This is a genomic window from Glaciibacter kafniensis (genome assembly GCF_039538945.1).
Classification (GTDB): Bacteria; Actinomycetota; Actinomycetes; order Actinomycetales; family Microbacteriaceae; genus Cryobacterium; species Cryobacterium kafniensis.
The window spans coordinates 27,415-40,867 of sequence record NZ_BAABCN010000002.1; the positions used below are offsets into that span (position 1 = coordinate 27,415).

Genomic DNA, 13,453 nt, shown 5'->3' on the forward strand with positions numbered 1-13,453 from the left:
GCACTCGAGCGACGCCCTCGAGTTACGCGTTAGGGGAATCATTACAACTGAGGTCGGGTTCAAACCTAAGGAGTGTCGCTCGGTAGTCGGCTGGCACCCACACCGTTGAACTTTATCGAAGGGAATGCGCATGCCGACATTGGGAATCATTGGAAGTGGGAACATCGGATCGGCGGTCGCTCGACTCGCCGTTGCATCGGGTATGAACGTGGTACTTGCGAACTCCCGCGGACCTGAATCCCTCCGCGACCTCATTACAGAGCTCGGACCACTCGCCAAGGCTGGCACAGTCGAAGAAACGGCCAGCAACGGAGAGGCGATTGTGCTCTCCATTCCACTACTCGCGGTCAAGGACCTACCTGCCGGACTGCTCCGCGACAAACTTGTGCTGGACACTAGCAACTACTACCCGTTCCGCGACGGCCGGGTCACGCAACTCGATACCGAGACCGTGACGGCAAGCGAGCTGGTGCACGCATGGCTCGTGGGAGCCCGCTATGTCAAAGCATTCGGCAATATCCTCGCCCACCACATTCCCCTCCTTTCACGTCACAGCGGTGCCGCCGACCGCTCCGCCCTCCCCATCGCGTCCGACGACCGCGAAGCAAAGCGTGAAGCGGCGGCACTCATTGACCGGCTCGGCTTCGACACTGTCGACGCCGGCTCGCTCTCCGACAGCTGGAAGTTCGAACCCGAGTCCGGAGGCTTCACACGCATCTACCTCGCGGATTCGAACACTCCCGATGACCAGCTTCTTTCCTCCGAACCCGGCCCGACATCAGCAGATCAGGTCAACGCCGCGCTAGCATCGGCCACTCGTGTGAAGGTCGCCGACCGCGTCTTCTGAGTTTCTCGCACTCTCTGTGCGGGATGAGATCGCGGTGTGGGTCGTGCTTCTATGAACATCGCAAGTGGGCAGGTCTACTTGTTTGCCGATCCTCCATGGAGCCGCGTGACGAACTGTCAGTTCCGGTTAGGGTTCACCTTGCGGTACAAATCCAAGTACCGCGGCCAGCGCCAGATCGCCTCCAAGCGCGTCCGCTCAACGCTCCTTTTTCTGCGTTAGTGCCCTCCTGCCACCGTAATCGCGCGGACACGCAGGACGCGCCTCTGTATTCACGACCTCACGAAGCCGGGAGCACAGCGGTCGCGGATGATCGACAGCCTTGGCCACTTGGAGCGCCTACGTGAGCGCTTCCGATTCCTCATTCAGCAGTCCCACGCTTCTTGCAGATCGAGGGCGGCGCGACGGCTGATCGCATCTGACGCGACTGGGCCCAGCGGCGCACCTCCTCTTCAGAGGGGGGTTCGCAGTGACGGTTTCGATGCGGGTGATGAGTGCGGGCGATGGCTACAAGTACCTGCTGCGGACTGTCGCGGCCGGCGATGGCGAGAGATCGCTGTCGACTCCACTGACGAAGTACTACGCCGAGGCGGGAACGCCGCCGGGCCGCTGGCTTGGTAGCGGTGTTCGGTCGCTTGGTGACAGTGAGATCGTCGAAGGCGATCACGTCTCGGAGGCGCAGCTTCAGCTTCTCGTCGGCATGGGCCGCGACCCGGTCACCGGCGAACCGCTCGGGAGGTCCTACCCGGCCTATACCGCTGTCGCCGATCGGATTGCCGCGCGCGTCGCGAGACTCGACCGCGGTCTTGGTCTCGTCGAGCGTGCCGAGGCATCCGCTGCAATCGAAGTCGAGGAGACGGCCCGCGGCACGCGCCGAGCGGTGGCGGGGTTCGACTTCACGTTCTCCATTCCGAAGTCCGCTTCGGTGCTGTGGGCGGTCGCCGACGCGGGCACTCAGAGGCTCATCGTCGACGCCCACCACGCCGCGGTGGCGGAGATGGTTGCGTTCATGGAGCGGGAGGTTGCAGCCACCCGGACGGGTGCAACCGGGCGCGGCGGTGCCGTTGCCCAGGTCGATGTCACCGGGTTGATCGCAACGGCGTTCGACCACTTCGACTCCCGCGCCGGCGACCCGCACCTGCACACGCACGTCGTCATCAGCAACAAGGTTCGCACCACGTTCGATGAGAAGTGGCGTTCGCTCGACGGGCGGCCGATGCATGCGGCCGTCGTCGCACTGTCCGAGCTGCACGAGGCCGTGTTCGCCGACCACCTCAGCCGCGCGCTCGGCGTGGAGTGGGAACAGCGGGAGAGGGGCCGCGACCGCAATCCGTCCTGGGCGATCTCGACGGTGTCCGAGGAGATCGTCGCGGAGTTCTCCAGCCGGTCTCGGCACATCGACGTCGAGGCGCACCGCCTCGTCGAGGAATGGGCCGCGGCGCACGGGCGACACCCCTCGAACGCCACGCTCATCCGGCTGCGTCAGCAGGCGACCCTCACGACCCGTCCCGAAAAGGACGTCAGCTCGCTTTTCGAGTTGACGGCCGGGTGGCGCGAGCGCGCGAGCAACCTGCTCGGTCAGGATGCAACGCGATGGGCGCGCACCGTCCCCAAAAACGCGACTCCCTTGCTGCTGCGCGCGGATGATGTGCCGTTGGACGTTGTCACCAGCCTCGGGCAGTCCGTTGTCGAGGCTGTGGGGGAGAGGCGGTCGACGTGGCGGCGGTGGAACCTGTATGCGGAGGCGGCTCGGCAGACGATGGGATGGCGGTTTGCCAGCACCCAAGACCGTGAGGCCGTCGTCGGGATGGTGGCGGATGCTGCCGAGGGAGCCTCCATGCGGCTCACCCCACCTGAGTTGGCGACCAGCCCCGCAGTGTTCCAGCGCCCCGACGGGAAAAGTGTCTTCCGACCCAAAAACTCCATCGTCTTCTCGTCGGAATCACTTCTCGCTGCAGAGGACCGGCTTCTCGCACTTGCCCACGACACAAGCGGTCCAGCCGTCGGGCTCGATGTCGTGGAGCGGATCACAGCGCGCCCGGATGCGCGGGGCCGGCTGCTCGGCGAGGACCAAGCTGCCGCGCTGGCATCCGTCGCGGTGTCGGGGCGCGTGATCGACGTGCTGGTCGGCCCGGCGGGGGCCGGGAAGACCACGGCAATGAATGCACTGCGCCGGGTGTGGGAGGCAACGTACGGTGCGGGTTCCGTCGTCGGGCTCGCGCCATCCGCCGTCGCCGCACAGGTGCTCTCCGATGACCTCGGGATCGCCACGGAGAACACCGCGAAGTGGTGGCAGAACCACCTTGCGCACGGCACGACATTTGCCGCCGGGCAGCTGGTCATCATCGACGAGGCATCCTTGGCGGGGACCCTCACACTCGACCGAATCGCCGGGCTCGCGGCGAATGCCGGAGCGAAGGTGCTGCTGGTCGGTGACTGGGCGCAACTTCAGTCCGTCGATGCGGGTGGGGCTTTCGCGATGCTCGTCGGCGACCGAGCCGACGCTCCCGAGCTGGTCGACGTGCACCGCTTCACGCACGCCTGGGAGAGGACCGCCTCACTCGACCTCCGACACGGCCGGCGCGCCGCCATCGAGACCTACGACGACCATGGCCGGATCGTCGGCGGCAATACCGAGGAGGTCGCTGCCGCGGCGTACACCGCCTGGCGGCGCGACCGGGCGTCCGGGTTGGCCTCAATCCTGATTGCCGAGACCGGCGAGGCCGTCACCGAGCTGAACCAGCGCGCCCGCGCCGACCTCGTGCTCGACGGGATCGTGGATGCGAGCCGGGAGGTCGGACTTGGCGACGGAACCGCGGCATCCGTGGGAGACACCGTGATCAGCCGCCAGAACGACCGGCGGTTGTGCACCGGCCGGGACTGGGTGCGCAACGGTGACCGCTGGCGCGTCACCGGCGTGCGTGGCGACGGCTCACTGACCGTACGCCGCCCCGGAAGAAAGTGGGGCGGATCACTCGTGCTGCCCGCCAACTATGTGGCCGAGCATGTTGACCTCGGCTACGCCGTGACGGCGCACCGTGCCCAAGGCACCACCACCGACACCGCCCACGCTCTGATCGAGCCGACCACCACCCGCGAGAACCTGTATGTGGCACTCACGCGCGGTCGGGAGTCGAACATCGCCTACGTTGTGATCGACCGGCCGGACGACGTCCACTCGATGAAGCATCCCGGCGACGCGGCGGATGCGACGGCGCGCAGTGTCCTCTGCGGGGTGCTTCAGCACGTCGGCGCTGAACTGTCGGCGCACGAGACTATTGAGGTTGAGCAGGATGTTTGGGGATCGATCACACAGCTGGCCGCCGAGTACGAAACTATCGCCGCGGCTGCCCAGCACGACCGGTGGTCGGCGTTGGTTCGGGCATCCGGTTTGTCGGATACCGACGCGGAGGCCGCGATCGCGTCAGACGCGTTCGGGCCGTTGACTGCCGAGCTTCGCCGAGCTGAAGCTCACCACCACGACATCGAATCGTTGCTCCCGCGGCTGGTGGCAGCGCGCGGGTTCACCGACGCTGACGACATCGCCGCAGTAATTCACGCACGCGTGGCTCGGGCGACGGCGCGACCGGCTGGTGCAGGGCGAACCCAGCGCGCGCCATGGATGATCGCCGGCCTCATTCCCGCGGCAGCCGGCGCCATGAGCGCGGAGATGCGCCAGGCGCTCGACGAACAACGCGACCTCATCGAACAGCGAGCCGTCGCCTTGGTCGACGCCGCGTTGGCGTCACGCGAAGCCTGGACTGATGCGATGGGGGAGAGGCCGCGCGGCCCACGGCAAGCTGAGGCGTGGCGGCAGCAAGTGCGCGTCGTCGCCGCCTACCGCGACCGATACAGCATCACCGCAGACAGCGCGCTCGGCGCTCCCGCCGAGAATGCAGCCCAACGCACAGACGCAGCGCAGGCACGATCCGCGATGGAGCGTGCACGACAGCTGGGGGCTGGTGGCGACGACACAGCGGCACGTGCCCGCCTGGCAGTAGCCGAACGGGCCAGGCCGAGCCTGTAGCCGCACGGGACTTCCTGCGCTATTGGGCCGGGCGTAGTGTGGCGGGCGAAGCATGCTCTCCTCACATTCGAGTCCTCCGAGACGGCCCAGCGGGGGTCGAAATGGGTCGTCTTGCCGACGTGAAAGTGCTATCTATCCGCCGTCGGCAGGTGAGGCTCGGGCAATTCCGTTGCGACCACAGACAGCACGAAGCCTCGCAGAGCCGCCCCCACATCGACAGCGTCGGGATCGAGTAGCCACTGGATGTGTAACCCGTCGGAGAGAGCAATCATCGTGGATGCGAGCGTCTCGGATGGCAGTGCGCTAACGAGGTCTCCCTGATCGGCGAGTGCCTGGAATGTGCGCGTGAGATACAGGCGCAGGTCGCGGTAGCGGGCTTGGTGTGTGGCGTGCGCGGGGTGGCTCGCTGTCGTCGACTCGCCCGCGAGGATCGTTTGAAGCTCTACGAGCCCGGGTTGCTTCTGGTCCTCAACCACGACGGCGATGTAGACCAATAGCGAATCGAGGCCGTACTCGGCTGGCGTGAAGAAATTCTCGCTTTGCTTGTCTCTCCACTCGATAGTCGCGGTGAGCAGGGCTTCCTTGCTGGGAAAGTGATGAGCGAGCCCCATCTGGCTGATGCCTACGGCGGCGGCGATGTCCTTCATGGTGGTGCCGTAGTAGCCCGTAGCCCCGAACACCTCGATGCTCGCGTCGATGATGCGCTGGCGCACCTCAAGGCTCTTAGCGTACGGACCCCGCGGTTTCGACTCTGTCGTCATTGAGTCCCCCTATTCAGCGAAAAGCTTACTCGAATACGAGGTTAACTTCCGTCGTCGCCCGATTTGTGATAGCTTCACAATCTCAACTTCGTACTCCGATACGGGTTTGACTTTCACTGGGAACCGTCCGAGCGGACAGCTTCCCGATACCTCACGACAATGGAGTTTTGACATGGCTGCCACGCCCCGCGATTCATTAGGGAACGAGTCCCCGCTCCCGTTCACCCCCACAGCTGCGCTCGAGCAGGAAGCAGAGTTCATAGGATCTGGGCACGCGGCGCCCGCAGCCGACGGGCCGAACCTGAGCAAGCGATACCAGTTCCTGATCTATCTCGCGCAATTCATGCTGTACATCGCCGTGGTTGTGCCTGGCGCGTTCTCGCTCGCCATCCGCGTGGAGCAGATCGCTCCTGAGGCGAAGGATGCGATTCTGCCGCTCGCCGTGGGCATCCCGGGCCTCCTCTCGATCATCGTCATTCCCCTCGTCGGGGTATGGAGCGACCGCACCCGCTCTCGATTCGGCAGGCGGCGCCCCTGGCTGATCGGCGGGGCATTGATCTCCATCGTCGGAACCGCGATGATCGGACTGACCGATTCGGTGGAGATGCTCATCCTCGGGTGGGCGATCGCGATGATCGGGTACAGCGCAGCAGGAAACTTGATCACCATCCACCTCGGCGACATCCTTCCCGAGGAGCAGCGCGGCAAGGTGATGGGAACACTCGGAGCCATCAACCAGATTGCGCCTCTCGTGGGGATCGTCATCGCGGGCGCCGTTGTCAGCAGCCCCATCGCGCTCTTCCTTATCCCGGGCGCTCTGGCCATGCTGGGGTTGCTAGCCTTCGGACTCAACATGAAAGACCCGCAGGTGACCGAGGTGTCGAAGACGTCGGGTATCAAGGCCGTGCTGTCCGGCTTCTGGTTCAACCCTCGTCGATACCCGAATATCGCGTGGGTATGGATCAGCAAGGCGTTTATCTTCCTTGCGCTGTCGTTCTCTACGATCTACGGCGTCTACCTGATCGCTTCGCGGCTCGGCCTCGACCCCGCAGGGGTAGGCGGTCTCATCGCCACCGCTGGACTGGTGTCCACCGTGGCGGGCATCGGCGGGGCAATCGGCTCCGGTGTGCTGTCCGATCGCCTGAAGACCCGGAAGCCTTTCCTGATTGTCAGCGCCCTCCTGATCGGCGTTGGACTGATCATTACGGGAACCACGGCGTCGGTGCCCCAGTACCTCATCGGCAGCATCGTCACCTCCTTCGCTATCGGCATCTACGGAGCCGTCGATCAGGCCCTGGCACTCGATGTTCTCCCACGAGAAGAGAATGAGAACGGACGATTCCTGGCCATTCTGGCGCTGGGAACCTCGATCCCACAGGCGGTCGGCCCTCTCGTCGCCGGCGGCATCCTCATCGCCTTCGGCGGCGACTATCTCGGTGTCTACCTCGTCGGAGCTGCAGCCACCGTGCTCGCCGCGATCGCAATCATCCCGATCACCGTCGGCCGCCGCGCGACACTCTCGACCACCAGCACCCGCTCTATCGACTGACAATCACCACCATCCCTCTCGCGTCGACCGGCGCCTCACTACTACAGAAAGACGACGCATGAATGCTCTCGCCCGCGAATTGACCCTCGAAGAGAAGGCTGCGCTCGGCAGCGGTGCGTCCTTCTGGCACTCCGAACCCGTCGACGACGCTCCCGGCGTGTTCCTGTCCGATGGCCCGCACGGCATCCGGGCACAGATCGACAGCGCGGATGCCCTCGGCATCGGCGTCAGTGCACCGGCGACCTGCTTCCCGCCAGCGGCTGGCATCGCGCAGAGCTGGGACCCCGACCTCGTCGAACGCATCGGCGCTGCCCTCGGACGCGAGGCACGGGAGCTTGGCGTCGGAGTCCTGCTCGGCCCCGGCATCAATATCCGCCGGGATCCGCGCGGTGGCCGCAACTTCGAGTACCTGTCCGAAGACCCCCACCTGTCGGGGGCTCTCGGCAGTGCTTGGGTGCGGGGAGTGCAGGGCGAAGGCATCGGCACATCGGTCAAGCACTTCGCCGCGAACAACGCCGAAACCGATCGACTCCGCCTCAGCTCCGAGGTCGACCAGCGCACCTTGCGCGAGATCTATCTCCGTGCCTTTGAGCGGGTGGTGAAGACCGAAAAGCCGTGGACCGTGATGTGCTCTTACAACCGCGTCAACGGTGTGTGGGCATCCGAAGATCCGTGGCTGTTGACCCAAGTCCTCCGCGACGAATGGGGCTTCGACGGTGTGGTGGTCAGCGACTGGGGGGCAGTGCGTGACCGCGTCGCGTCTGTCGCGGCGGGCCTGGACCTGCAGATGCCCGGCGGTCAGAACGACGGTGATCGCGCGGTCGTCGACGCCGTCCGGACAGGGCGGCTTCCCGAAGCGACCGTGGAGACATCTTCGGCTCGTATGCGCGCTCTCATCCGCCGTGTCGCCGACTCCGCGGGTTCCGGGGTGCCGCTCGACCTCGATGAGAATCATCGTCTTGCTCGTGAAGCCGCCCGACGCAGCATCGTGCTCCTCAAGAACGAGGATTCCCTGTTGCCCCTGGCGCCGGCGACGCGGGTCGCCGTCATCGGGGCGTTCGCCGAGCATCCTCGCTTCCAGGGGGGCGGGAGCAGCCACGTGAATCCCACCCGAGTCGACATCCCGCTGGACGAGATTCGCAGCGTTGGCGGCGATCAGGGATCGGTGACGTTCGCGGCTGGCTACTCCGCGAATCCCGCGGCTGCGCAGACGCTGCGTGAAGAAGCGGTTGCGACTGCGGCGGACGCGGAAGCCGCTGTCGTGTTCCTTGCTCTGCCCGATCGCGACGAGTCCGAGGGCTACGACCGTGATCACATCGACCTTCCCGCGAACCAGGTGGACGTTCTCCGCGCCGTGGTCGCGGCGCAGCCCCGCACGGTTGTCGTCCTCAGCCACGGCGGCGTGGTGCGCCTGGCCGAAGTCGACTCTCTCGCCCCTGCGATCCTCGATGGGGCGCTTCTCGGGCAGGGCGGAGGCCGAGCGGTGGCAGACATCCTGTTCGGCGTCGCCGAGCCGAGCGGGCGCCTCACAGAGACCGTGCCGGTTCGGCTCCAGGACGTACCGTCGTACCTTTCGTTCCCCGGCGAGTTCTCCCGGGTGGTTTACGGGGAGGGCATTTTCGTCGGATACCGCGGATACGACGCCCGGGAGACCCAGGTCACCTATCCCTTCGGCCACGGGCTGTCTTACACCCGCTTCGAGTACTCCGACCTCCAGGTTGAATCGGCCGCCGATGGCATCCGTGCCCGACTCACCGTGACCAACGTGGGGTCTCGCGAGGGCCGCGAGGTTGTGCAGTTCTACGTCGGAAAGCCGGAGTCTCGTGTCTCTCGCGCGCCCCGCGAACTCAAGGCATTCCGCTCGACGGTCATCCCCGCCGGCGCATCGGCCGACATCGAGGTGGTGATTCCCCGCGAGGACCTGAACTATTGGGATGAGCGGGTTGACGGGTGGGTCCTCGAAGGCGGCGCCTACCGCGTGTCGGTTGGCGCATCCAGCCGGGACATCCGTGTCAGCGTCGAAGTAGCGGTGGACGCGCCACCGCTGCGACTGCACCTGTCGATGCAGTCGACGATGGGGGAGGTCGCGGAACACCCCGTCGCCGGACCGATCCTCGCCGCCTCGATGGGGCAGCACATGGACCAGGTCCCGGACGACGAACTCGGAATGGACATGGCCCGAATGGGTGCATCGTTCCCGCTCGATCGCATCGCGATGATGGGCGCCGGCATCACCGCCGACGACCTCGCGCAACTCGTCGCCGCCGGCAACAGCGGCGCCTGACTCGACCCCACCCATTTCCCCATCGGCGCCCGAGCTCGTCTTCGAGAGGAACCCCTTCATGCCTTCCCCAGCCGCCCTTTTCATCGGCCCACCATCGCCCGCAGCCCCCGATGCCCCTGCCCTGTATACCCGACGTGAGTTCGACGTCGCCGCGACGATCACACGAGCCACCCTGAAGGTGACCGCTCTAGGCATCGTGGAACCCTTCATCAACGGGGTCAGGGTCGGAGACGAGGTGCTCGCACCCGGTTGGACCTCCTACCGGCACCGAATCGCGGTGAGCACCTACGACGTGACGGAGATGCTCGAGGAAGGCCCGAACGCCGTGGCTGCGGTCATCGGCGACGGCTGGGCCGTCGGACGGCTCGGCATGGACGGTGCGCGAGCGCACTACAGCGACCGCCCCGCCGTATATCTCGAGCTCACCCTCGAGTATCCCGACGAGACCGTCACCATCGGCTCCGGCGACAGCTTCCGGATCAGCACCGGCGGCGTGCAGGCCAACGGCATCTACGACGGCGAAACGTACGATGCCCGCCGCGAACCAGAAGGCTGGAAGCTCCACCACTTCGATGACAGCCAGTGGGACCCTGCCCATGTCGTCGAATGGGACCTCGGCACCCTCGAGCCGGCCACGGCATCGCCGATTCGACGGATCGAGGAACTTTCCCCTGCGCGGATCCTCACGACACCGTCTGGGTGCACCGTCGTTGACTTCGGTCAGAACATCTCCGGATGGGTCCGCATCGATGTCAACGGACACGCCGGCGACACCGTGACCCTACGGCACGCCGAGATCCTCACCCCCCAGGGTGAGCTCGAGCCTCAGTCGAATCGAACCGCGGCCGCCACCGACCGTTATATCCTCCGCGGGAATGGGCCCGAGTCATGGGAGCCGCGGTTCACCTTCCACGGTTTCCGCTTCGTCGAGGTCGAGGGCTGGCCCGGCACCCTCACCCCCGAGAGCATCCGTGCGGTCGTCGTGCACAGCGACATGGAACGCACCGGCTGGTTCGAGACCTCGGATCCGCTGCTGAATCAGCTGCACTCGAACGTCGTCTGGTCGATGCGCGGCAACTTCGTCGGCATTCCCACCGACTGCCCGCAACGCGACGAGCGCCTCGGCTGGACTGGAGATATCAACGCGTTCGCACCCACCGCATCGTTCCTCTACGACGTGCGCGGCGTGCTCGGCGCCTGGTTGCATGACCTCGCCGCCGAGCAGCAGGAGAAGGGCGAGGTTCCCTGGACCGTGCCGGACATCCTCGCCGGCGCGTCCCACCCCACCGCCCTGTGGGGTGACGTGGCCGTCAACCTCCCGTGGACGCTCTTCCAGGAGTACGGCGACATCAACATTCTGCGGCGCAGCTACACGTCGATGACTGCATTCGTGGACCAGGTGACGCTGTTGCTCAACGAGGACGGCCTATGGGACTCAGGCTTCCAGTGGGGCGATTGGCTTGACCCGGACGCGCCCGTGGACAACCCTTTCGCGGCGAAAACCGACAAGTACCTCGTTGCCTCCGCATACTTCTGCCGTACCACGAGACAGATGGCTCAGACTGCGGAGCTTCTCGGCGAGGAAAACGACGCCCAGCGGTATGCCGCTCTCGCCGACCGAGTCCGGAACGCGTTCTGCAACGAATGGGTGACACCGAACGGCCGGATCGTCGACGAGGCCACGACCGCCGTCGCCCTCGCCATCGCGTTCGACATCCTCAGCGCCGACCAGCGGGGAGCCGCCGGAGATCGCCTCGCCGAGCTCGTGCGAAAAGCCGGCTACCGCATCTCCACGGGTTTCGCGGGCACACCGCTCGTCGCGCACGCACTCAGCAGCACCGGCAATCTCGACACGGCCTACCGCCTTCTCACCGAAAAGAGCGCCCCGTCCTTCCTCTACCCGGTCACCATGGGTGCGACCACGATCTGGGAACGATGGGACTCCGTCCTCCCCGACGGCACCTTCAATGACAGTGGCATGACGTCGCTCAACCACTACGCGCTCGGCGCTATAGCGGACTGGATGCACCGAGTCGTCGGCGGTCTCAGCCCGATTGAACCCGGCTACCGACGAGCCCGCATCGCTCCCCAGCCGGGCGGTGGACTCACCTCTGCCAAGCTCACGCACACCACCGTGCTCGGCACCTTCCGGGTCGCCTGGAGCATCGATGGAGGCACCCTTACGCTCGATATCGATGTCCCCGACGGCGCAGGGGCCACGGTCGAACTTCCCGAGCACCCCGAATCCGCTGTTCACGAGGTCAAAGCGGGGCACCACCACTGGAGCTACCAGATCCCGACCGTTCAGGTCGAGTCCGGTCCGCTGACAATGAATTCCACCATGACCGAACTCGCTGAACATCCCACAGTCTGGGCTGCGCTGAACGACGTATTCGAGACCTACTTCCCCGGCCACCGTTTCGACGCCCACCCCGACGAGACGGCGGGGCTGACATTGGCCACGCTCCTGCAATACATCCCCGGCGCATCCGAAGAACTCGCAGCCGACTTCGAGCGTGCACTCACTATCCCACCCACTGCCTCATGCACCAATGAAGCAGGAGACTCTCCGTGACCGCACTTAGCAAGCAGGCACGCGCGATCGCTCAATATCAAGACCTTTCGAATCTGCGCACAAACAAGAACGCAATGATTCCATTGGATGCCGCCTCCGACCTCACATTCCGCACCTAGGCAAAGTGGGGTCGCCGTATCCGTACGCACGTCGTAGGCTCCCTGGACGAAGAATCCTGCAACCGCGCTCCAAACGTGAGCTGTGGCGCAGCGAGCAGCGCACAGGAAAGGGCGCACCGTGAAGTCGAGGCGACTCCGCGCCGTGATGCCTGAGACAGTCTGTCCGAAATGGATCTCGAACTCGAAAGTTGACTTGTCGCCAGCCACTACTGCGACCTCGGGGGAAGCCAGCCAGCAGCATGATGGCTACCCGGCGGCTACGACGAGTGATTGAGCCTGCGTATGCCACAGTGACCCAACGTTGAGTGACATCGCCCGTGCCGCAGGTGTGTCACGTGCGACGGTCGGGTTTGTTCTGAACGAGACTCCGGGTCAGACGATCTCCCCTGCAACACGGGAGCGCGTCCAAGCCGAGGCCTTACGTCTGGGCTATAAGCCCCATCTGCACGCGCGCGCGCTTCGTAGCGGGGAAAGCCGTGTGGTTCTTGTCTTGCTGCCGGAATACCCGGTCGAGCACAATCTGAGTCAACTCCTTGACGAGCTGTCGATTGCGTTGGATGACGCCGGCTACACGCTCTTCACGATAGACCCTCATGCCCACCGCAATTCTCGTCCGTTGTGGGAAGCGCTTCAGCCGGATGTCGTGATCTCTCTCGATTCCCTCACCGATGTACAGCGGGCTGCAATCATTGCAAGCTGCGCGCGCGTCACCTCGCCGAACGACCTCGCACGCCCATCAGAGCGCTTTGAGTCGGATTTCATCCGAGGGCCGGTCGTTCAGGTCGGTCACCTCGTCGATCGTGGTCACCGGAAACTCGTGTTTGCATCCACAGCGATCAAGAGCATGCGTCAGATGACTTCGGAACGATTCCAACTTGCGTCGGCGACTGCAGAGTCCCTCGGCGCGCAGATCACCGAAACTATCGTCGATCGCGAGAATGCGACTGCGTCAGTGGGGAGTGGGTGTCGCGGGGTGTCACAGCGGTGGCCGCCTTTAACGACGAAGTCGCCGCTCTTGTGCTCGGCGCTACAATTCGATTGGGCGTTTCCGTGCCCGACACCCTTGCGATCGTCGGGCACGACGATACTCCGCTCGCGCAACTCCTCGTGCCGTCCTTGTCAACCGTGCGTGTAGACATTTCGGGGCTCGGAAAGTACTTCGCGGCCGTTGCGCTCAGCGCGGCTCGCAAATCGCCAACGCCGCAAATTTCGCCGCAGGTGCAACGGGCGAAGCTCGTGGTTCGAGAATCGTCCTGACGCAGCAGCATTAGCGCGTGCGGCACCCCGTACTCGG

General features: G+C 65.1%; 9 protein-coding genes and 1 pseudogene. 8 read left to right on the forward strand and 2 right to left on the reverse strand.

The window, feature by feature from the left end:
* Positions 1 to 130: 130 nt before the first annotated feature.
* Together ABD791_RS00590 and mobF are read left to right on the forward strand one after the other, a co-directional pair.
* Positions 131 to 847 (forward strand): NADPH-dependent F420 reductase, encoded by a 717-nt coding sequence (locus ABD791_RS00590; protein ID WP_345061254.1) that lies wholly within the window; start codon positions 131 to 133, stop codon positions 845 to 847.
* 478 nt (positions 848 to 1,325) lie between these two features.
* Positions 1,326 to 4,871: a MobF family relaxase gene (gene mobF, locus ABD791_RS00595; RefSeq protein ID WP_486326970.1), complete on the forward strand. Its 3,546-nt coding sequence runs from the start codon at positions 1,326 to 1,328 to the stop codon at positions 4,869 to 4,871.
* A 128-nt stretch (positions 4,872 to 4,999) separates the two neighbouring features.
* Here mobF and ABD791_RS00600 read toward each other — a convergent pair whose 3' ends face one another.
* The gene (locus ABD791_RS00600) at positions 5,000 to 5,584 is read right to left on the reverse strand and encodes a TetR/AcrR family transcriptional regulator (protein WP_345061256.1); all 585 of its coding nucleotides are present in this window, start codon (positions 5,582 to 5,584) and stop codon (positions 5,000 to 5,002) included.
* 220 nt (positions 5,585 to 5,804) lie between these two features.
* Here ABD791_RS00600 and ABD791_RS00605 point away from each other — a divergent pair, with 220 nt between their 5' ends.
* The 5 genes and pseudogenes from ABD791_RS00605 to ABD791_RS21215 all read left to right on the forward strand — a co-directional run.
* The gene (locus ABD791_RS00605) at positions 5,805 to 7,181 is read left to right on the forward strand and encodes an MFS transporter (RefSeq protein ID WP_345061258.1); all 1,377 of its coding nucleotides are present in this window, start codon (positions 5,805 to 5,807) and stop codon (positions 7,179 to 7,181) included.
* Between the two features lie 58 nt (positions 7,182 to 7,239).
* Positions 7,240 to 9,465, forward strand: coding sequence for a glycoside hydrolase family 3 C-terminal domain-containing protein (locus ABD791_RS00610; RefSeq protein ID WP_345061260.1), 2,226 nt, complete (start codon positions 7,240 to 7,242; stop codon positions 9,463 to 9,465).
* 58 nt (positions 9,466 to 9,523) lie between these two features.
* Positions 9,524 to 12,040 carry an alpha-L-rhamnosidase gene (locus ABD791_RS00615; protein WP_345061262.1) on the forward strand — a complete coding sequence of 839 codons (2,517 nt, stop codon included), beginning with the start codon at positions 9,524 to 9,526 and terminating at the stop codon, positions 12,038 to 12,040.
* Positions 12,037 to 12,159, forward strand: a complete 123-nt coding sequence (locus tag ABD791_RS00620) for a hypothetical protein (protein ID WP_345061264.1) — start codon at positions 12,037 to 12,039, stop codon at positions 12,157 to 12,159. Before ABD791_RS00615 ends, ABD791_RS00620 begins: the two co-directional genes overlap by 4 nt.
* 328 nt (positions 12,160 to 12,487) lie before the next feature.
* Positions 12,488 to 12,538, forward strand: a pseudogene (locus ABD791_RS21215) (hypothetical protein); the annotation flags it as partial.
* Positions 12,539 to 12,577: 39 nt separating this feature from the next.
* Here ABD791_RS21215 and ABD791_RS00625 read toward each other — a convergent pair.
* On the reverse strand, positions 12,578 to 12,754 hold the full coding sequence (locus ABD791_RS00625) for a hypothetical protein (protein ID WP_345061266.1): 177 nt from the start codon (positions 12,752 to 12,754) through the stop codon (positions 12,578 to 12,580).
* 368 nt (positions 12,755 to 13,122) lie between these two features.
* On the opposite strand from ABD791_RS00625, the gene ABD791_RS21220 reads away from it, so the two are divergent.
* Positions 13,123 to 13,416: a substrate-binding domain-containing protein gene (locus tag ABD791_RS21220; protein WP_486326966.1), complete on the forward strand. Its 294-nt coding sequence runs from the start codon at positions 13,123 to 13,125 to the stop codon at positions 13,414 to 13,416.
* Positions 13,417 to 13,453: the final 37 nt, after the last annotated feature.